This is a genomic window from Haloarchaeobius pelagicus, from assembly GCF_051207375.1.
Classification (GTDB): Archaea; Halobacteriota; Halobacteria; order Halobacteriales; family Natrialbaceae; genus Haloarchaeobius.
In genome coordinates this window covers 119,418-140,575 of record NZ_JBPJZD010000004.1, presented here as the reverse complement: position 1 = coordinate 140,575, position 21,158 = coordinate 119,418, and the positions used below count along the sequence as shown (strand labels likewise).

Genomic DNA, 21,158 nt, shown 5'->3' with positions numbered 1-21,158 from the left:
GTGAGAGTACCTCAGAGTTCATCCATCGGTGACGTGCTGTCCGTTCGTTTCTCGTGACGCGCCCGCACCCGGGGATTGAACACCCGGTCGAGCGACTGACTCAGCAGCACCAGGCCAACCCCGATGACGATGATCACGATCGCCGGGAGGAGGAACCAGTGCATCGCCTGCGGGCGGTAGAATGCGCCAGATTGGTAGGCGCGGTTGAGCATCACGCCCCAGTTGGGGTCACCGTAGGGCAGGATACCGAGGAAGTACAGCCCGGCAGCGGTGAAGATGATCCGCCGTGCGGTACTGGCCAGGTTGATCATCGCGTATGGCATCAGGTGCGGCAGGATGTCCTTCCAGACGATGAGGTGGGAGGGCTGTCCGATGGACCGTGACGCCTCGACGAAGGACTCGTTGCGGAGCGTGAGGACCTGTGAGCGCATCTTCCGCGAGAGGCCACCCCACGCCATGATACTGATGAGAATCCCGATCAGGACGGGGTTGCCCGAAATCGGCAGCAGGAGCGAGAGCGTCATCACGAGCGGATACCCGGGGATATTGATGAAGATGTCCGTGATCGAACTCACGATGGTGTCGATCCACCCACCGCGATAACCGGCGACTGCACCGGCACCCGTACCGACCGCGATCGTCATGATCGCCCCGGAGAACATCATGATGAGCATGGGTCTGGTGGAATAGACCGTCATCGCGAGGAGGTCCCGGCCCATGTCGTCGGTTCCGAGCGGGAATTCGGAGGTCTGGAATGGCTGGACGAGTGCACCGCCTGCGCCGGTGCGTACCGGGTCGACCACGTACGGGCCGACGATGGCCATCAGGAGATAAATCAGGAGAATTCCAGCCCCGATACGCGCTCGCCAGTCGCTCCAGATGATCTCGAAGGGCGCGTGGACGTACGTGTCGTAGAGCTTCCGGAGCCGCTCGCTGCGCGACTCCTCGATGTCCGACGTGATTTCGAACGGCGAGCTCACGGTACTGTCGTCGGTCGACAGGACGCCGGAATCTTCACTCATTCGCGTTCACCCCGAAGGACGTCGCTGTCCGTGCCCTCGTTTCGGACGCTGTCTCTTGCCGATGCGATCGGTCGTCGTTCCAAGTCATGTTTTCAGTAACTTTCATCGCTACCACCTCCTGCCCGCGGGTCGATCAGCGGATAGGTCATGTCCGCGATGACCAGCGTGAGTACCACGGCAATCGTCATGATCGAGAAGGCACCCATCAGGAGCGGGTAGTCTCGTTGATAGAGCGCGTGCAACATGTAGTAGCCCAGCCCACGGTACGTGAACACTTCCTCCAGAACTGCAGACCCGCCGAACATCCGTCCGACGCTGATGAGGAAGGAGGTATACATCGGCAACATCGCGTTTCTGCCGACGTACTGCGTCGTAATCGTCAGATTCGGGAGGCCGCGAAGCCTCGCCACGCGGAGGTAGTCCGAGCCGAGGACGCGGATACTGTTCCCCCGCATCCCGAGTGCACGTAACCCCGAAATCACGACGTACGACAGTATCGGGAGGGCCGCGTGTAGCATGACGCCGGTTATGAACGGTATGTTGAGCCCGGGCGACGTCCCGGTCGGATACCGCCCGCCGGTTGGGAAGTAGCCCCATCTGTACGACAGGAAGATGAGCAGTAAGATCGCGAAGACGTAGAACGGGATCGAACCGAGGACAACTGCCACCCCGGACATGGAGACGTCGAACTTCCCACCTTCGAAGTACCCCATGGTCGCGCCGATGACGATCGCCATGGTGTAGCTGATTAACACGGCCCATCCCAGGACGAATACCGTCCACGGGATGGCTTCGGCAAGGACGTCGATGACTGGCCGGTCGTAGTATATCGAATGACCGAGATTCCCCTGGATGAAACTGATCATATAGTCGACGTACGCGAGTGGAATCGGTTGGGTCGGATCGATGGTGAGCCGCTTCTCGATGAGGGCGTTCACCTGGGTCGGTTCCATCCCCTGACGGATGAGTTTCAGACGCAGCGCTCCGAGTGGGTTCCCCGGCATCACGCGGATGAAGGTGAATGTCAACGTGATTACGGCCCAGATTGTAAATATCGCCTGCCCGATGCGTCTCACACGCCAGTCAATGTTTGCCATGTGTCTCTCTAATAATCCCCCGACCTCTTTAATCAATGTTTTGGTCGTGAGGTTACGTAATCGCGGGAGTGTCGCAAGGTTCGTCGAAGGAAGGGTGTGGACCGGGTTCGCTACAGAACTCGAAGTATCGGTAGGGGCCGACGTTCAGGGCTGGTACGCGACGGAGCCACCATCGATCTTGAACGACAGCGTTAGCGCATTCGCACTGCCGTTGACGACCGAGTCTGGCACGTCTTTCCAGTTGAAATTCGTCGTGTTGATTGCGCCAGCGTCGGGTCGATACATGTTCTCGTGTTCCGGAACGAACTGGTTCCACCACCACATCAGTTCGTGATGGTACTGCTCGTCGTCCGTCACCATCCACTGCGCGATGTGTTCGGAGATACTGATCGTCTTCGTTCCGCCGGATCCGCTCGGGTCTCCGATTGGCATCGGAATGTCGTATTCGTCCTGGCCGTGGAGGAGCGTCTTGAGGAGCCAGTTGACGACCAGATCCTCCGTCCACATCGCGAAGACGCCGTTCGCCGACGAGCCGTCGGGAATGATGTCGTAGTCGCCTTTCTTCCGGCGCTCGTCGAAGGTCGCGGAGTCGATGTTCTCCTGGGTGACCTTCACGCCGAAATCCTTCAATTGCTGGATCCAGATCCCGAAGTCCGACCGGTTGGCAGCGTTGAGCATCTCCACTTCGAATCGTTCGCCGCTGTCGGTCAGCCACTCGCCGTTGCTGTTCTTCTCGAATCCTTGCTCTCGAAGGATTTTGGCCGCGCGCTCGGTATCGCCATCGCCGTATTGCTCGAAGTTCTCCTTGACGAACTTCGCCGACGGGTGCGTTTCGTCTTCCATGACTTTCCCGGGGATCCGACAGGATGGCCACTCGTACATACTGTTGACGCCCGTCAGGAGGTTCTTGACCCCTTCACGGTCGAAGACGTGGAGGAGGGCACGCCGGACGTGCCGGTTGCTGACTATCGAATCCTCCACCTGATGTCCCATGTTGAACGCGAACAACTTGTTCGCGGAGAGGCCTTCACGGAACAGCTCCGTGTTCTCCGGGAGTTGCTTCTTCAGGGCGTTCTGAACAGGGAACCCTTTGGACGTCGCCGTAACGACATTGTTCGCGAACGGCTGGAAGACCTGCCCAGTGTTGGGGGGGATCCAGTACGTGTAGTTCTTGAAGTTGATTTGGTCGGCGTTGGGATAGTCCTCGTACCGTTTGAGGATGATCTCCTGGTCGCCGACCTGGTCGACCTGGAACGGACCGTTACCGATCGCGTTCTGGATCTTCGGCTTTGCCGTCGTCGAGATCTCCTCCGCAACGCTTTGCTTTTCACTTTCAGATCCGTTCATCAAGGTGTCTCGCCACGTCGCCCACGGTTCGGCGTCGTGCTTCGTGAAGACCCCGTAACTGTGCGTGCCGTTATGCACCGCGATCGTGTTCATGACGGCCCGCCGTGTCGACAGATTGGAATTTATCTTGATTCGGAGATGCGTGTCGTCCGTCGCCTCGATGCTGTCGTAGATGGACGCGTTCCCTTCGCCCTCCGATTGCAGTTCGGCGAGGTTCTTCTGGATCTGGTACTGGGTCGCCCAGTCGGCAGCGACGAACTGATCGCCGTTGTGCCACGTGTACTCGTCACTGAGTTCGACCTCGAGAACCTTCTCCTCGGGCATCTCCCACGACTTCGCGATAAGCGGGATGTTCTCGTCGGACGCCGGGACGTACTTCGCCAAACTGTTGAACACGGCCTGTCCCGGGAACCAACATCCGTTGTTGGTAGGGTTCCAGGGGTTGAAGTGCCGCTTCATCGGCGGCGTCCCTTGTCGGTCCAGCTCGACGAACTCCGCGTCGTAGACCGTGGTACCGTCCCCACTGCTGGTACCGTCTACCGGGGCTTCGTCATTGTTCGAACCCGAGCCGTTGTTTCCACCACTACACCCTGCGATCAGACTGGCTCCACCGAGGGCTGCCGCCTGAAGCGCCTTCCGTCGGCTGATTGCGTTCCGCCAGTTCTCAGAATCTGGCATGGCTAGGGGAGGGCTGCCGAACTGCATATATCTACTGCTTTTTCTCACACAATAGCAACTGGATATATATTGCCGGGTTCGTCACCGCCAGCCGAAACGGCAGTATCGCCCGCGGACTGTCATCGAGTTTATTTATTGAAACCGGACAAATGGAGTAAATACTGCGTAGCCATATTCGGATTGTATGGTTGATATCCAGTCCGCGTCGAAGATGATCATCGGACTCAACATCACGTTCTTCCTTCTCCTTGGCCTCTCGCTCTTGTTCGTCGAACCGGGGAGTGGGTCCTACGTGGTCGCACAACTGGCATTGGTGCCCATCGTGGTCTCGACCGTCGCGAGTGCCGCTGTAATCTATTTTCGATGGACGCCATTCAAGTGATCGTACCACACCAACTGTTCGCGGTAGTCGAGTGAGAACCTTCGAGAAAGACGTCTGGCGACACCATCTATCTAGCGCGGAAGCGACCGGCCCCTGGAAACGCGACGCCGCTTAGACACTGATGTCGGAATCTTCCACGGCCAGGGCGTGCCACTGCAACCAGTTCCGGAGGTCCGAATCCGGCGCCTGTAGCAAACGGGTGTTCTCCTCGAGTTCGGGATAGCCACCGACCTCGGATTGACTGTCGATGTACCCCTTCGTAGGTTCTCTGTTCGTGACCTCCTTGATGATGCGTTCCTCGTACGCGGTCCGATCAGCTGGTCGAGCACCGGCATTGGCGAGGGCTTCCTCGTGGGCCTTCTCGGCGGCCATCGCTTCGAGTCCCTCCGGCCAGACCGGGGGTTCGTCGAGTTCCTCCAGATCGTCGGAGACTTTCTTCGTCCCTTCCGGTCGGAAGACGTTGTCCTCGAGATAGACGTGACCGTTTCGAATGGTCGGTTCGAAGGAATACTCGGGGTCAAGGTACGTGTTGCCGACAACCGCCGAGTAGCTGTCGTCGTCGAGTTTGACCGCCCGTTTGAAGTCGAAAACCGTCTCGTTGACGACGACGCTCTCCGTCCCCGTCTTGAGTCGGGGGTTCCGAGCTTTGGCGTGCGCGCGGACGTTGCCGAGATACGCGACGTTCTTCGCGTTGTTCCCGGTCAGTGAACCGTACGCGTGCGTCCCTTTCGGATGCAGCGAGTTGTTCAGGGGTTCAGAGACGATGCAGTTCGACACCGTCGTGTTCTCGGTATTGTATCCGACCGAGAGCACCTCGTCGGTCGACCACGAGGCCGAACAGTGATCGATGATGTTGTTCTTGGTGCCGTCTGCGGTGTCGACCGAATCGAGTTCCGATGGATTGCCTCCGGCACCCTCGTCGCCCGGGCGGGACCTGATGTGCTGGACGACACAATCGTTCGCCGCTAACTGCAGAAGCCCCTTGGTCAGGGTGATGCCCGGGGAGGGCGCCGTCTGGCCGGCAATCCATAGCTTGTCGTTCGTCACTCGGATCCAATCGCCACCCAGGTCGATGGTGCCACTCGTCTCGAAAACGACAACCCGCGGGCCGGAATTGTTGACGGCGTTTGCAAGCGCTTCTCGGGTCGGTTCCGTGACCTTGTACACCGAGACGTCTTCGGACTCCAGCCACGGCGCAGGATCGGCAAACCCAGAGTCCACTTTGAAGTAGGACCCGGCGTCTTGCGGCGGCTCCCCCTCGGGGACCTGTGCTTTATTGGTCTCCGTTGGTTCTTCCGTCGCCGTCGGTTCCTCTGTCGTCGGTTCCTCTGTTGGTGGTGCCTCGGTCGTCGTCTCCGTAGGCTCCTCCGTATTCGTACCACCGCTCGAACAGCCAGCTAACATCCCAGCCATCCCAGCGCCGGACATCGCGAGCCACCGACGCCGTGTGAAAACTGAGTGCTCCCCAGCCTTGTCATCCTCAGGCATACGGTAAAGCACAGTAACACAACATAAATAGATTTTGTTGAAATACTGTTATGAGCGGGGTCACTCAGCGCCGAGAGAAAGAAACAAGATGACGAAAGCGTCGACGTCGGCTCGTCGACCGCCTAGTAGCTATTGTAGAGCTGCTCTGCCTGACCGGCCGAGAGTGCGGTCGAGAATCCTTTGACCTCGTCGATCATGCCGGCGGTGTAGTGCGTGTCGCCAGCGAAGAACGTGATCGGAGCCGAGTCGAGCACCGCCCGACCCTCCTGCTCGTTCTGGACGGTCGTGACCTTGCCATCCTCGTCGAAGAGGTGCAAGGTGACGCTCGCGCCGTCGAAGACGACGGTGGCGAAGTACCACGTGCCGTACTCGATCTCGTGTTTGGTGGGGCGCATCTTCTCCGACCCGTAGGTAGTGACAGCCAGGTTGGCCGTCGGTCCCTCGAACCCGAGGTCCCACCCACCGTTCGTCTCGCCCGGACTGGCTTCGTAGCTGCCACCAGCCTGCATCACACGCGACCACTCCTGGTGCTCGCTCACGTTGAACCAGCCGGCAACGGTCGCCTGCTCGCCGCCGACAGCCGTCCCGGGGAACGTCGCGTAGCCGTCCTCGCCGTTGAACTTGAACGCGCTGCCGGCCTGGCCGCTGGCACCCGTCTCGACGCCGCCGCCCATCGAGCCGGTGTCACCGGAGACTTCGTCCGTGACCTGGTCGCCGTCGAAGGTGAGGTGCACGTCAGCCGACGGCACGGATTGCGGGATCCCGCCAGCCGATTCCTCGTAGATGCTCGTGATCCTGTCCTTCGAGAGCGGGCCGTTGAAGCCGCGGACGTCGTCGATCATGCCGGCGGTGTAGTGGGTGTCGCCAGCGAAGAACGTGATCGGGGCTTCGCCGTTGATCCCACGACCTTCCTGCGCGTTCTCGACGGTCGCGACCTCGCCATTCGCGTCGAAGAGGTGCATCCTGACGTTTGCACCGTTGAAGACGAGTGCGACGAAGTACCACTTGCCGTAGTCGATCTGGTGCTTGGTGGGACGAACCTTCTGCGACCCGTAGGTGGTGACGGCCAGGTTGTTCGTCGGCCCCTCGAAGCCGAGGTCCCAGCCACCGTTCGCCTCGCCCGGACTGGCTTCGTAACTGCCGCCGGCCTGAATCACACGCGACCACTCCTGGTGCTCGCTCACGTTGAACCAACCGGTGACGGTCGCCTGCTCGGCGTCGAGGGCCGTCCCGGGGAACGTCGCGTAGCCGTCCTCACCGTTGAACTTGAACGCGCTGCCGTTCACGCCGCCAACGCCCGTTTCGACGCCGCCGCCCATCGAACCGGTGTTACCGGAGACCTGGTCCGTGATCTGATCGCCGTCGAAGGTGAAGTGAGCAACCTTCTCGGCTGCGGGTTCGGGCTCTGCGGGCGGTTCGACGTCGCTCGGCATTTCGCCGAGCACTTCGACGCTACCCGACAGGATGGGTCCGTCCAGGTCCCCCGACTCGGCCGGGGTGACTCCTTCCAATCCCTGGTAGTAGAAATTGGCCTTCTTCGCGCGGTTGTGGCTCGTCGCGGCGAGTCCGAGGTACCCTTCGTCTGCCAGCGCAACGTCGTCTCCAGTCAGCTCGGCCATCAGCTGCCATTCCTCGCCGTCACTGCTGACGTGGAACTCGATCGTATCTCCCTTTCGCACCAGCCGATGCCAGGACCAGAAGTAATTGTCGAGTTGGGCCTTCCCTTCGCCGATGTCAGACGTCAGACTACCAGCTTCTGCGCCTTTCTCCGGTCGCCACTGCACGTTCGAGTTGCCAGCCGGTCCACGTCGGGACATGACGTGCACGTCGCCCGGGTCCATCGAATTCCGGAACATGATTCCGGCCTTGGCGTACTCGCTGACGCCCTGCTCGACGCTGTAGACCTGCACGCGCACGTCGAAGTCACCACTGTGCTTGGTGTAGAAGAAGTGGCCCTTGTCGATCTTGTCCCAGATGTCTTCACCACCGGCCGTCTGGTGGATGACCGAATCTGGCGTGATCTCCATGCTACCCTCGGAACCCTTCTCCGTCTCTGTGTCCGTCGAATCCCCGGACGTCGTTTCTTCTTGGGTTGCCGTATCAGTTGCCGTGTCAGTACTATCGTTGCCGCTGGAACAACCAGCGACCATTGCGATCGAACCTGCACCCAACGCTTGCAGGAATTGTCGACGATGTTTCTTCATGATTCCCGTGAACAAAGCGCGTAGTATAGATATTAAATCTTTCGGCCGTTTGGCGGTATTTCGCGCCAACGCGACAGACTGCAGTCTCTCGGCATGAAGCGACGAGATCGGTCTGATTGATACGCAGAACCCATCCCTTCACTCGTGTTACGGTCGGGAAAGCGACCCCAGTGGTCGATCTCCCAGTCGCACTCGCTGGTCCCGAAGGGAATGACGGGTTCGCTGAGTTGGCGATGCTCGGGCTGCATGACTCCCATCGAACTGGACAGATCCTCCGGGTCGGGGTAGCATCGTCCAGCGAGATGTCCGGCGGCCTCGACGAGGATTCACTGGTCACGCCGCATTTGACTCGACTGGATCCGTCCGCTGAACAGACACAGTCTCACACCCTACTTACGCCGGCAACGCGCGCATGGACCGTAATCGGACCCACCAGCACTCGATGTCTGAAACCGGTTCCTCGTCACGCTAGTGTATTCCCGACAGCGATGTGCATGCGTTCCCGAGAAGGGCACGGGGAATGGATGTCGTCGTAATAAGACTGGGCCCGTTCGACGTCGACCCCGGCAGGAGTGGGGGAGAAAACTGGCCATGTCGGGCATCTAGAGGACCAGTCTGCACCGTTTGGAGTGTGCAAGCGGCGACCTGTTACGAATCTCTCAGGACGAAGCGTTCCCCTGTAGCGAACTCGTGTCGGTGGCGTTGTCGGCCGTTCACACCCTCCATAGCGGGAGTTCCCGCGACGTGAGTGTCAACGCTCCGGTCCGTCGGGGTTTCTTCCACCCAGGTCCACCCCATACCAAGGCCATCTATTACAAACATAGTAATGTAACGTTCGTGTGTGGGGAACTGGGGTAGCGAACGTCACCGGGTTCATCGTTACAGTGGTGGGTTCGCGTGGCTCGGCTGCCAGGCGGGGCAGCGACACGCTCAGCGACTCATCGACGACGGCCAGTATTGCAGTGTCGGTGGCGTTGTCGCCCGTTCATATCCTCCATAGTGGGAATTCTTCCGACGTGAGTGTCAACGCTCCAGTCCGTGGGCTTTCTTCCACCCACACCCACCCCATACCAAGGACGTCTATTACAGACATACCGATGTAACGTTCGTGTGTGGGGAACCGTGGTAGCGAACGTCACCGGGTTCGTTGTAACAGTGATGGGTTCGCGTGGCTCCGCCAGAAGGCCGTCGAAGTCGAGCAATAGGTCGCCGCATCGATGCGCTCGCGGTCGCACTCCCCATCCGTCCTACTCATCCTCGGTCGCTCTCACCTCTCAGTTGCCCGTACCTCTCAGTCGCACTCACAGCGCTCGCGGTCGAGTAGTTCGGTGATGGAGTACTGCGTCTGGCAGTCGTAACACGTTACCTGGACATCGACGAAGATGTCGAACTCGCCGATGGAGAGTCGTCCAGTGTTCTTCAGCGTCTGTATCGACGTCTCGCCGACAGCCCGGACCTTGTTCCGGAGCTGGTCGAGCGTCGACCGTGTCTTTTCGATCTGGTCGGTATCGTCCTCGTCGCGGTCGACGCCGCGGTACTTCGTGAGGTAGGTGTGGATGGCCTGATGCGAGACGAAATCCTGCTTCAACTGGTCGATGTCGACGCCCTCCTGTTCGAGACGGCGCTCCGTCTGGACCCTCGAACCGCCGGTAACGTCGTCCCCGGTGAGCAGTTCGTAGAAGTTCTCTATCTCGCCCTGGAGCACGTTCACGTTCGCGTCCTGCACCGCCTCCCGGAGCACCCGTCTGTTGAACAGGTCCGCGAGCTCGCGGAGACTGTACTGTTCGTCCCCGGACCCGGTCCAGTACGCCTCCAGCTCCGCGCCCAGTCCCGTGAGCTCGCGGTCCTCGATGACGCGCCCGACCTTGCTTCTGCGGGCTGGTCGTGCTCCCGTTGCGTTCCCGTCGTCGCGTCCGTCGTCGGCCATTGGTACTCGACCTGTAGGCTGATGGCGGTGAAAACGGTTTGGTCACGCGACGCTGGTCGACACGACCAACCCGACGGACCGGGACCCTGGCAGAACGGGCGGATCGCCTGGGCCATGACCTCGGTGACTACCAGGCGAGCTACTTCACGTGCGAGACCGTGTTCCCCGACTGGGACCCTCGAAGTCGCCTCGAGAACCCCGGTGCGACCGAGGCGTGGCGGTCGCGACGGGCGTACGATAAGCCGGAATCGCCGGACTGGACTATCGAGTCATCCATTCGCTGAATCGGCGTCACTAGACAGATGGGATGCGACGAACGGCCAGACACCGTCCGGATAGTACCGATGCCCTCCCTCACCGACGTGGAGCTCGCACCGGTCTTCCGCCCCTATCGTGGCGTATATCGTCTGCAGTTTCTCGAACGCGCGCCGCGTTCCCTCGACCGGGAAGATGGTGTCCGCAGCCCCGGTGGTGATACCCACCGGGCGTGGCGCGATCAACCCTGCCACGTCCCATAGCTCACCGAGGCGAAGGATGCCGGGCACGTAGTTGCACTCGCAGTGGTCGATGGCGACGAGGGAGTCCCTGAACGTACAGAAGTATGCGTTCGGTGCGACGACCGAGACGCGCTCGTCGAGTGCGGCCGCGAACAGCGCCACAGCCGCACCCCCGGAGTGGCCCGTCACGGCGATGCGGTCGGTGTTGAACTCCGACTGTTCCTCCACGAAGTCGAGGAGTCGCAGCGTGTCCCAGACGCGTTCCCCGGCGAGCGAGCGCCCGTACAGCTGTGCCTGCTTCTGGAGGGCCGTACACGCCCGGTCTCCCGACAGTCTGTCGGCAGCGTCCGCGAGAGCCCCGAACCCGCGCATGTCGGGCGCGAGTGCGGCATACCCTCGCTGGACGGCCTGCACCGCCATATCCCGACGTTCTTCGCGCACCTCCTTCCGCTGGGCGTCGTCCTGGCACTCGCCTGCAGGGAGTTCCTTGCCGGTCTCGTTGTGGCCGTGCAGGGCGAGCACCACGGGATACGGCGGTTCGACCGCGGTCGGCAGGAACAGATAGAACGGGACGCGGACGCCACGCTCCGTCTGGATGGTCCACTCCTGTCGGACGTACCCCGAGCCCATCTCCTTGTCACATTGTTTCGGGTCGGCAGCCGAGGGGGCGTTCTCCCTGATGAGATGGTGTCCGAGTACGCGTCGGAGGTCCTCCCGGAAGGCGTCCTGCCAGGCGGTGAATGCGGCACCGGTCTGTCCGTCGAACCCGTGCTTGCGCTCGGTGTCGTGGTACAGGCGGTCCCGCCAGCGACCCGCGTCGAACGTATCGTTCCGCATTGTGCCCAGATGGATGCCACGGCGCATAATTATTTGCACCCGGAACCCGCTTCCCATCGTATGCCCGATTTGCGAGCCCATAGTGAGTCGCTCGTCTCCGGAGACATCACAATCGGCTACATCGGCGGCGGCAGTGCGGGCTGGGCGCACACACTCATCGACGACCTCGGCCAGTGTGCGGACCTGGCGGGACAGGTGGCGCTGTACGACGTGGACCACGAGGCCGCGAGCAGGAACGCCGAACTGGGGAACCCGGTGATGGACCGCGAGGACGCGCCGGGCGACTGACGTTCGTCGCTCCTGACTGTGAAACGACCGGTGTCACCACAACAAGTTTATCGAACGCTCTGTCTATCCACTGTATGGACCCATCACAGGACGCGCTGGACTATCACAGCCGGGAACCGCCCGGGAAGGTAGAGATTTCCACGACCAAACCAACCAGCACGCAACGCGACCTCTCACTGGCGTATTCGCCGGGTGTCGCCGCACCGTGCCGGGAGATAGCCGAACACGTCGAGGACGTCTACAAGTACACGACGAAGGGGAACCTCGTCGGCGTCATCTCCGACGGGTCGGCCGTCCTCGGCCTGGGCGACATCGGCCCGGCCGCGTCCAAACCGGTCATGGAGGGCAAGGGTGTGCTGTTCAAGCGATTCGCCGACGTCGACGTCTTCGACATCGAGCTCGACGCCGACCCGGACGCGTTCATCGAGCACGTCGAAGCCATGGAACCGACGTTCGGTGGCATCAACCTGGAGGACATCAAGGCCCCCGAGTGCTTCGAGATCGAACGGACCCTGCGGGACCGGATGGACATTCCGGTGTTCCACGACGACCAGCACGGTACCGCCATCATCTCCGGGGCAGCCCTGCTCAATGCGGCGGATATCGCGGGGAAAGCGCTCGAAGACCTTTCGGTCACCTTCGCCGGCGCTGGTGCAGCAGCGACCGCGACCGCCCGGTTCTACGTCTCGCTCGGGGTGCAACGCGAGAACATCACGATGTGCGACATCGACGGCATCATCACCGAATCCCGGGCAGATGACGGAAGCCTCGACCCGTACACCCGTGAGTTCGCACAGGACGTTCCCGCAGGCGACCTCGCCGACGCGATGGCGGACGCGGACGTGTTCGTCGGCCTGTCTGTCGGCGGCATCGTCTCCCCGGATATGCTCCGCTCGATGGCCGACAACCCCATCGTGTTCGCGATGGCGAACCCCGACCCGGAGATCGGCTACGAGGAAGCGAAACAGGCACGCGACGACACGGTCATCATGGCCACCGGGCGTTCGGACTACCCGAACCAGGTCAACAACGTCCTCGGGTTCCCGTTCATCTTCCGTGGCGCACTCGACGTTCGTGCGAACGAGATCAACGAGGAGATGAAGATCGCCGCCGCCGAGGCACTCGCCGACCTGGCACGCGAGGACGTCCCGGACGCGGTCGTCAAAGCCTATGGTGACCAGCCCCTCCAGTTCGGGTCCGAATACATCATCCCGAAGCCGCTCGACCCCCGCGTCCTGTTCGAGGTCGCTCCGGCTGTCGCGGAAGCGGCGGTCGAGAGCGGCGCGAGCGACGAGTCGCTCGACAGGGCCGCCTACGTAGAGGAGCTCGAGGCGCGACTCGGGAAATCCCGCGAGATGATGCGCGTCGTCCTCAACAAGGCCAAGTCGGACCCCAAACGGGTCATCCTCTCCGAGGGGAAGCACGAGAAGATGATCCGTGCGGCCTACCAGCTGGTCGACCAGGGGATCGCCGACCCTGTCCTTCTGGGGAACCGCACCAGCATCGAGCGGACGATAGACGACCTCGGGCTCTCGTTCTCCCCCGAGATAATCGACCCACTGGACTGTGACCTCGAGCCCTACGCGGAACGGCTGTACGAACTCCGGAAACGGAAGGGGATCACTCGGACGGAAGCGACCGAACTCGTCCGTGACGAGGCATACCTCGGCAGTGTGATGGTGGAGCTGGGGGAGGCCGACGCGATGCTCACCGGCCTCACGAACCATTACCCGTCGGCGCTGCGGCCGCCACTGCAGGTCGTCGGGACCGCGCCGGACGCCGAGTACGTCGCCGGCGTATACATGCTGACGTTCAAGAACCGGGTCGTGTTCTGTGCGGATGCGACCGTCAACCAGGACCCCGACGCCGAGGTGCTGGCAGGGGTCGCGAGACAGACCGCGAACCTCGCCCGGGAGTTCAACGTCGACCCACGGGTCGCGTTGCTCTCGTATTCGGACTTCGGGAGCGTCGACAACCACGGGACGCGAAAGCCCCGTCGAGCCGCCGAGATGCTCCGTGAGGACGAGACTGTCGACTTCCCGGTCGATGGCGAGATGCAGGCAGACACCGCCGTCATCGAGGACATGCTCACGGACACGTACGAGTTCTCGGACCTGGACGAACCAGCGAACATCCTCGTCTTTCCGAACCTCGAAGCGGGGAACATCGGCTACAAACTCCTCCAGCGTCTCGGCGGCGCGGAGGCCATCGGGCCGATGCTCGTCGGGATGGACAAACCGGTCCACGTCCTCCAGCGGGGCGACGAAGTGAAAGACATCGTCAACCTCGCTGGCGTTGCCGTGGCAGACGCCCAGGAAGAGTAGTCCCCGGGTTGCACTGGCAACCCTGCTCGGTTTCGTTATGACAGCAGCGCTTCGAGTTCGGCCGCGAGGTTCTCACCCATCCGGATCATCGCGTTGTCACCGGGATGGGTGAGGTCAGGAGTCAGGCCCTCGATACCATCGAGGATGTCGGGCCCCTCCAACAGGTGGACGTTCTGCTGTGACGATTCGTCGACCACTGCGCGAAGCGCCTCCCGGAACTGCTCACAGAGCTCGCCTTCCGGGTGGTCAGTGCACACGTCCCGGCCGTTCGTGTAGATGGTGATGACGCCGACGGGCTTCTCCGGGTTGTTCGACGCGACGGTCTCGATCATCGCTGCAGCCCGCTCGCGGAACTCGTCGACGGAGAAGCGACCGACCATGTTCACCGAGAGCGCCAGAGTCGCCACGTCCCAGTCGTCCCGGTTCGCGATGTGCTCCGCCATCGCAGGGTCACAGTAGGCGGTGCCACAGGACCCGAGATTGATGAGCTCTGCATCCAGTCGAGAAGCCGTCTGGCTCGCGTACGTGAGGTGTTCTGCGACCGGGGCCTCGCCCTCCGTGATGGACGTTCCGTAGGCGAGATACTGCCTGTCGGGGAGTTCGTCCGGCGTGGGTGGACGAACGTCACCCTCGACACCGTGGTAGACCATGTGCCCGCCGCGGTGCTCGCCGGGGAGACGGAGTCTGCACACATGCGGGTCGAACGCGAGGTCGTCGCGTACATCGGGTTCGATGGTTTCCAGTTTCTCCGGGGACGAGACGCGAATCGTCGTGGGGTCCTCACCGACGGTCACGGTTTCGTAGCCCTGGAAGGGTCCCCAGAAGACACGGACCGTTCCCTCGGTGACGCCCGAGACAGGGATGGTCGAGAGGGTCACCTCGACGGGTCCCTCAGAAACGAACCTGAGTTCGACCCCGGCGGGATGACGCATCCGGTTCTGCGCTCCCTCGTTCAACCCCTGACGCACCGATTCGGGAACGCGCTGGATACGGAGACCGTCCCTGTCATCTGATTCGCATAGCTCGCCCACGTTGTGGAAGTCAAGCTCGTCGTGCTGCATGGTGGCAAAGTCGACATCCGGGACCATGTAGATATCGAAGTTGACAATCACATCTTTCGTAGCGCTCACGTCGCGTGTTCGGGTGGAGTGAGGGGCCTGTGGTGGATATCACCGTAACCGGGAACTATTTACTCCTCTTGTCCCGACACACCGAGTATGCGAATCGCGATACTAGGCGGGACTGGAGACATCGGTGAAGGTCTCGCGCTCCGGATTGCAGCGGACACCGACCACACTGTCGTCATCGGTTCTCGTGAGGCAGAGAAAGGAGTCGATGCAGCAACCGAGTACGAATCGTCGCTCGCGGCACGGGGTATCGACGCATCGTTCACCGGCTGTGCGAACGCCGACGCGGTGACCGACGCTGACGTGGTCATCCTCGCTGTGCCGCCGTACTACGTGGGCGACACCGTCGATTCTATTGCCGACCAGCTCGGTGAAGAGCAGATCGTCGTCAGTCCTGCAGTCGGAATGCGTGGTGACGAAGATGGGTTACACTACCACCCACCCGACGTCGGGAGCGTCACCGAACTCATCGCTGAGCGCGTCTCCGAAGATATCACCGTTACCGGGGCGTTCCACAATCTCTCGGCCGGCCGCCTTGCAGACCTGGATATCGTGCTCGACATCGATACGCTCGTCGTCGGAGACGACGACGATGCCAAGGCCACGGTGATAGCCCTCGCGAACGAGATCGACGGGCTCCGCGCCCTCGATGCCGGGCCACTCGCGAACGCACCAGAAGTGGAGAGCGTGACTCCCCTGGTCATCAACATCGCGAAGAACAATGCAGACCTCGAGCACGTCGGCGTGAAATTCCAGTGAGCCTTCCCCCGTCAGACGAGAGGTGTTGCTGAACGAAACGAGGTGGGACACAGTGCCAGTGCGTTCACTGGCCACGGCGTTCTTGGACGTGTTCAGGAAATAGTACGAGTAAAGAACTATAGATAGTACTAGATATCTTAGGATGGAGGGAGACGGGTCTGTGCCTAGCACCCCCACCCGCTTCACTGAACGGCTCGTGTCGCGTGTTCAAAACCGCCGACAGCGAGCTCGTTCCAGCCCAGCAGAGGATACTGTGCGTGCTACACGAGGATGCCTTGAGTCGTCGCCCGCTCGGTCTGGTGTTGGCTGGAATCACTGATTCGACGACCGGATGGGCGGGCATCCAGCCCCATGAAGTGTGGCTCTGGCGCTCCTAGTTGCGGTTTTCGGAGGAGTGGCGGTATACCGACGAGGGGTAGACGATCGACGCAACCGGTATGTGCCGAGGATCTGGCAGCCAACACAATATGAAACGGGGCCGGCTCACTGTCCTGCCGGTTGAAACGACGATGACGCTCTCTGACTACGAAACTATAGAATCTAGATATACGTATCTCGATGATGAATCTCCCGTAGGTCATCTAGCCTGTGTGGTCGAAAGTACCAACTCTCGACAGCAGTTTCGACCGAAGTTATGGCTGTATCGGATTCGCCGAATCGATATCGACCACTGGCCACGAGACGTGCGAATGAATCAATCCGATTCGGACCAGATTGATTAACGAGCCTGTTCCTTGGCCACTAATCTGCTGAAACGGCAGTTGTCAGATTTAGGCCGGTGAGAAACAGTTGTGTAGTCAAATGGACCCTGGCGATCTCGAAGACGGGGCGGCATGAATCGAACCCAACGGGGGAATCCCGTGCTATCGGGCTGCCAGCCTCCCACCGGAGCTCACACACCGACATCGAGAACGAGAACCGTATTATCGCCGTGAGTCAACACGGTGAGTGGGAGTCGTGGATCACGTTCGTCCTGAACGCGATAGCCGAGCAGGCTATCGATGCCTACCAGTGTGGCATCGAACTCGTCTCGCTCCGGTCCGACTACCGGAGCCGCTTCCCGAACAGTCCAGCAGTCCGAGATGTTATCGACCATCTGTTCGAAGAGCTGTATCTTCAGGCCCCACGTGCCATCGACGCGACCGGACGCTCGCGACAGGCGGTCTACGACGCGATCGAGAAACTCAGCGAGGAAGGTATCATCGTGGAATTGACCGGCAAAGAGCGGAACAGAGTTTTCAAAGCACCGGATATCCTCGCCCTCGTCGAATCTCCCTGAGAGAGAACGTGATTACTACTTGCCGACCCTCACTATCGATGTTTTCAACATTTTCGTGGCTTTCAAGCCTAACACTCATTACGATTGGCGACGTACCCCCATTCAACGATGTCCATCGATCGAGATACCTTCGAGAACACGAGCGAGGAGGAACTCGCTGACCTCTCCGTCCCTGATCAGGTTCTCGGGTTTCTCGTCGCTAATGAGGACCGGGCGTTCAAGGCGCGCGAAATCGCCTCTCAGACCGGCATCGAAGAGGGGGCGGTCAGCACCGCGCTCTCGCGACTGAAGGACCGCGGCCTCGTCGAGCACAAGGCGACATACTGGGCAATAACCGACGAGACCGACCGGCTCGAAGGATACAGCGGCTACGAGCGAGCAACTGCCCTGTTCAACGAGCAACTCGGCACAGAGGATAAGGAATCCTGGCGCGAGCATGCTCCCGGCGAGTCCCATCCGAGTGTGGAGAACGAACAGTGACTGACGACGAAGCCATTCCAATTTTCGAGCGAGGCGACGTCGTCTACGGCGATGACCCGTTCAAGGGTGAGGAGGACGCTCGTCCCTGGCTCATCCTCACGAACCACGAGGGACGACCGTTTCACGGCGAGCAGTACATCGCGCTGACCTTGACGTCGAAATCGTGGATGGATGGGCTCATCGAAATCCCCGAAGGGAGTTGGCTTCGTGGCGGAACGCCAGACGAGAGTCGGATCGTCCCCTGGGGTGTGCAATCCATCGGTTACGAAGACATCGATTTCTGGCAGGGTCGTCTGGCGGATGAGATCGTCGATACCGCGACTACTGCTCTCGTTGAAGAACTACGGTAGCCACTTTCGAGTACCCACACTTCCTCGGATTATAGCTTCCCAAGACCGTAGTCTCAACTTCCGGCCCTTCGGAATTTGATATAGCATTATGAGGTTTACAACATCGAGGATGTTGTCCTCAGGGGCTGAAACACTGGAATTCGGGCGAAACAGTCGAAATAGTGGGTGGTCGTGATTAACCGAATAATCATGACCACATTTGGCCACCCCGACGCTGTCGGGGACGCACGGAAGCGACAACAGCCTCGAGAAGCCGCTTTCCCCGGGGGAGAGCCGTCGAAGGCGGGCTTGCAAGAACACGACGAGCTAGTCGATACTGACCGAGCGCTGTCGACACTGCTCGACGAGACGGCCGGCCGTACCTGCAGAACCAAGAGAAAGACCGCCGTGGCGAGGGTGAGAGCTCGGGGCACGTCGGTCGAGAGCGTGCAGAACGCTCCACATCCGATTCAATCTCGTTGCGTGGTGGGACTCGTTCGCCACAGAGAGATGAGACAGCCATCACTGCCGACCGAGTTCGCGATGCCCCTAGCGTGCCTCCAGGGAATATCTCCTCGATAGCCACACTCCCCACCAGAACCACGAGCCATCGCGAATGACCCAATGTCTGTGCGCCATCCTGTTACATACATATCTACGTAACAACGAGGGGCAGACGGCCAAAGGTTATAAATGTGCGTGGTAAGTACGACACTGATATGGAACAAGTCTCACAGTCCACGCAGACAGTCCGTCTCAACGTACGGAATATCGGTGGTATCACCGAGACGAGCGTCGACTTCAACGACGGTGTCAACATCCTCTCCGGGCGAAATGCCACGAACCGGACTTCGCTTCTCCGGTCGATAATGGCCGTCCTCGGGAGCGATGACGTCTCGCTGAAGTCGGACGCCGAAGAGGGCTTCGTCGAACTCGTCATCGGTGACGAAACGTACACCCGTAAGTTCACCCGTGAGAACGGCACGGTACGGAGCGAGGGTGACCCGTACCTCGACGACGCCGAACTCGCGGACCTCTTCGCGTTCCTGCTCGCAACCAACGAGACCCGACAGGCCGTCCTGACCGAGCAGAACCTCTACGACCTCATCATGCGGCCGGTCGACACGGACGCGATCCAGAACGAGATCTCGACGCTCGAAGACGAGAAGGTCCAGATCGACCAGCGCCTCGAGGAACTCTCCCAGCTCAAACAGCGCCTCCCAGAACTCGAACAGCAGCGTGCGGACCTCGAGGACGACATCGAGGAGAAGCGCGAAGAGCTGGAAGCGAAGCGCGAAGAGATAGAGGACGCCGACGCGGACGTCGACGAGTCCAAAGAGGAGAAAGAAGCGCTGGAAGCGAAGATGGACGAACTCAGTGACGTTCGTTCCGAGCTCAACGATTGTCGCCAGGAGCTCGACGTCCAGCGCCAGAGCCTCGAAGCACTCTACGAAGAGCGCGAAGAACTCGAAGGCGACGTCGAGGAGCTCCCGGACAAGCCGACCGGGAAGATAAGCGAAATCGACTCTGAAATCGACCAGCTGCGCAAGCAGAAACAGAACATCCAGTCCGAAGTGAGCACGCTCCAGCAGATCATCCAGTTCAACGAGGACAACCTCGATGGGGCCAGCTCGGACATCCTGAACGCACTCACCGAGAGTCAGGGGAGCGACGGCCCTGTCACCGACAAACTGCTCGACGATTCCGAGCAGGTTGTCTGCTGGACCTGCGGCCACGAGGTCGACCGTGAGGACATCGAGGCGACCATCGACCGGCTCAAGGAGCTCCGCAAGGAGAAGATGAGCGCGACGCGCTCTATCGATGATGAGATCGACGAACTCGAGGACGAGCGAATCACCTACCAGGAGAAAGAACGCCAGCGAAAGCAGGTCCACCAGCGCCTCGAACGGACGGAAGACCAGATCGACTCCCGTGAGGACAACATCGAGCGTCTCGAGAGCCAGCAAGAGGAACTCGAGTCCGAGCTCGGGGATATCGAGGACGAGGTCGAGTCCCTGCAGACCCAGAAGGACGACACCATCCTCAGCCTCCACAAGGAGGCGAGCCAGCTCGAAGTCGAACTGAACCAGCTCAAGCGCCAGCGCAACCAGCTGGACCAGAAGATCGAGGACATCGACGAGGAGGTCGACTCCCGGGACGAACTCGAAGCCGAGCGTGAGGAGATCAACGCCGAACTCGAGGACCTGCGGACTCGCATCGACCAGATCGAAGAGGACGCCGTCGAGTCGTTCAACCACCACATGGAGACCGTCCTCGACGCGCTCGAGTACGAGAACATCGCGCGCATCTGGATCGAACGCAGCGAACACCAGGAGCGGGAAGGTCGCCGGAAGGTGACGAAGAAGGACTTCACCCTCCACATCATCCGCGAATCCGAGTCTGGGACGGCCTACGAGGACACCATCTCCCACCTCTCCGAGAGCGAACGCGAGGTGACCGGGCTGGTGTTCGCCCTCGCGGGCTACCTCGTCCACGAGGTGTACGAAGAGGTGCCGTTCATGCTCCTGGACTCCCTCGAAGCGATCGACTCCGACCGTATCGGCCGGCTCGTCGAGTACTTCAAGGACTACCCGGACTTCCTCGTCGCCGCACTCCTCCCCGAGGACGCCGACGCAGTCGAGGAGTCTCACCCGCGAATCAGCCAGATATAGGCACGCCGTTTTCCGTTTTCTGTTTCGAGCCGTCGTTGTCCGTTTCGATTCGACAGTGAGAGAGTGAGGAGACCGGTCGAGCTTCCATCGGTTCTGCCGACTCGGTCATCGAAACATCACGACCGTTCTTCTCAAATATCCGTAATTAGATTACAGGCTCCATCGAGCACGCTGAGTCCTATTGCGAAGCAGTATCGAACGGTATGTACCAGTAGAATCGGTTGTTGCGTCTGCGTGGGCAGAGCGTGACGCGAATTTGTGCTGGAATAGTACACTTGTTTATTCACGGAATCTACGCGTATTTAACCAACAGATTACACACTCTGATTCGATGTTGGTTAATGCCTGCTACTGCGGACTTTGCAGTAATCCCTCCCGGCGATTCGACGATTCGTCTCGATCTCGATGCGCCATCACGGTG

General features: G+C 60.6%; 15 protein-coding genes and 1 pseudogene. 8 read left to right on the top strand and 8 right to left on the bottom strand.

All coding sequences use genetic code 11. The features are described from left to right. Positions 1–11 precede the first annotated feature (11 nt). The 3 genes from ACSC1S_RS21465 to ACSC1S_RS21455 form a co-directional block, all read right to left on the bottom strand. Positions 12–1,022 (bottom strand): ABC transporter permease, encoded by a 1,011-nt coding sequence (locus ACSC1S_RS21465; protein WP_435321022.1) that lies wholly within the window; start codon positions 1,020–1,022, stop codon positions 12–14. Between the two features lie 92 nt (positions 1,023–1,114). Further along, positions 1,115–2,119, bottom strand: a complete 1,005-nt coding sequence (locus ACSC1S_RS21460; protein ID WP_435366105.1) for an ABC transporter permease — start codon at positions 2,117–2,119, stop codon at positions 1,115–1,117. 144 nt (positions 2,120–2,263) lie between these two features. Beyond that, positions 2,264–4,171, bottom strand: a complete 1,908-nt coding sequence (locus ACSC1S_RS21455; RefSeq protein WP_435366104.1) for an ABC transporter substrate-binding protein — start codon at positions 4,169–4,171, stop codon at positions 2,264–2,266. Between the two features lie 157 nt (positions 4,172–4,328). On the opposite strand from ACSC1S_RS21455, the gene ACSC1S_RS21450 reads away from it, so the two are divergent. Beyond that, positions 4,329–4,526: a hypothetical protein gene (locus tag ACSC1S_RS21450; protein WP_435321025.1), complete on the top strand. Its 198-nt coding sequence runs from the start codon at positions 4,329–4,331 to the stop codon at positions 4,524–4,526. Between the two features lie 111 nt (positions 4,527–4,637). On the opposite strand, the gene ACSC1S_RS21445 is transcribed toward ACSC1S_RS21450, so the two are convergent. The 4 genes from ACSC1S_RS21445 to ACSC1S_RS21430 form a co-directional block, all read right to left on the bottom strand. Next, complete coding sequence (locus tag ACSC1S_RS21445) at positions 4,638–6,014, bottom strand: hypothetical protein (RefSeq protein ID WP_435366103.1); 1,377 nt, start codon at positions 6,012–6,014, stop codon at positions 4,638–4,640. Positions 6,015–6,136: 122 nt separating this feature from the next. After that, positions 6,137–8,041, bottom strand: coding sequence for a LamG-like jellyroll fold domain-containing protein (locus ACSC1S_RS21440; protein WP_435366102.1), 1,905 nt, complete (start codon positions 8,039–8,041; stop codon positions 6,137–6,139). 1,468 nt (positions 8,042–9,509) lie between these two features. Beyond that, positions 9,510–10,145 (bottom strand): rod-determining factor RdfA, encoded by a 636-nt coding sequence (gene rdfA / locus ACSC1S_RS21435; RefSeq protein WP_435366101.1) that lies wholly within the window; start codon positions 10,143–10,145, stop codon positions 9,510–9,512. Positions 10,146–10,414: 269 nt separating this feature from the next. Further along, positions 10,415–11,479: an alpha/beta fold hydrolase gene (locus tag ACSC1S_RS21430; protein ID WP_435366100.1), complete on the bottom strand. Its 1,065-nt coding sequence runs from the start codon at positions 11,477–11,479 to the stop codon at positions 10,415–10,417. A gap of 60 nt (positions 11,480–11,539) precedes the next feature. Here ACSC1S_RS21430 and ACSC1S_RS21425 point away from each other — a divergent pair. Continuing rightward, positions 11,540–11,764: pseudogene (locus tag ACSC1S_RS21425) on the top strand (family 4 glycosyl hydrolase); the annotation flags it as partial. Positions 11,765–11,841: 77 nt separating this feature from the next. Beyond that, positions 11,842–14,091 (top strand): NADP-dependent malic enzyme, encoded by a 2,250-nt coding sequence (locus tag ACSC1S_RS21420; protein ID WP_435366099.1) that lies wholly within the window; start codon positions 11,842–11,844, stop codon positions 14,089–14,091. A 35-nt stretch (positions 14,092–14,126) separates the two neighbouring features. Here the strand turns inward: ACSC1S_RS21420 and ACSC1S_RS21415 are convergent, their stop codons facing one another. Further along, the gene (locus ACSC1S_RS21415; protein WP_435366098.1) at positions 14,127–15,152 is read right to left on the bottom strand and encodes an SGNH/GDSL hydrolase family protein; all 1,026 of its coding nucleotides are present in this window, start codon (positions 15,150–15,152) and stop codon (positions 14,127–14,129) included. Positions 15,153–15,308: 156 nt separating this feature from the next. Between ACSC1S_RS21415 and npdG the strand changes: the two genes are divergently transcribed. The 5 genes from npdG to ACSC1S_RS21390 all read left to right on the top strand — a co-directional run bounded on the left by npdG (position 15,309) and on the right by ACSC1S_RS21390 (position 20,737). Beyond that, the gene (npdG, locus tag ACSC1S_RS21410) at positions 15,309–15,977 is read left to right on the top strand and encodes an NADPH-dependent F420 reductase (RefSeq protein WP_435366097.1); all 669 of its coding nucleotides are present in this window, start codon (positions 15,309–15,311) and stop codon (positions 15,975–15,977) included. 931 nt (positions 15,978–16,908) lie between these two features. Next, positions 16,909–17,256, top strand: coding sequence for a Fic family protein (locus ACSC1S_RS21405; RefSeq protein WP_435366096.1), 348 nt, complete (start codon positions 16,909–16,911; stop codon positions 17,254–17,256). Between the two features lie 108 nt (positions 17,257–17,364). Next, the gene (locus tag ACSC1S_RS21400; protein WP_435366095.1) at positions 17,365–17,736 is read left to right on the top strand and encodes a MarR family transcriptional regulator; all 372 of its coding nucleotides are present in this window, start codon (positions 17,365–17,367) and stop codon (positions 17,734–17,736) included. Next, a complete protein-coding gene (locus ACSC1S_RS21395) occupies positions 17,733–18,086 on the top strand; it encodes a type II toxin-antitoxin system PemK/MazF family toxin (protein ID WP_435366094.1) in 354 nt (117 codons plus the stop codon). The genes ACSC1S_RS21400 and ACSC1S_RS21395 overlap by 4 nt, the downstream gene beginning before the upstream one ends. 698 nt (positions 18,087–18,784) lie before the next feature. After that, a complete protein-coding gene (locus ACSC1S_RS21390) occupies positions 18,785–20,737 on the top strand; it encodes an archaea-specific SMC-related protein (RefSeq protein ID WP_435366093.1) in 1,953 nt (650 codons plus the stop codon). Positions 20,738–21,158: the final 421 nt, after the last annotated feature.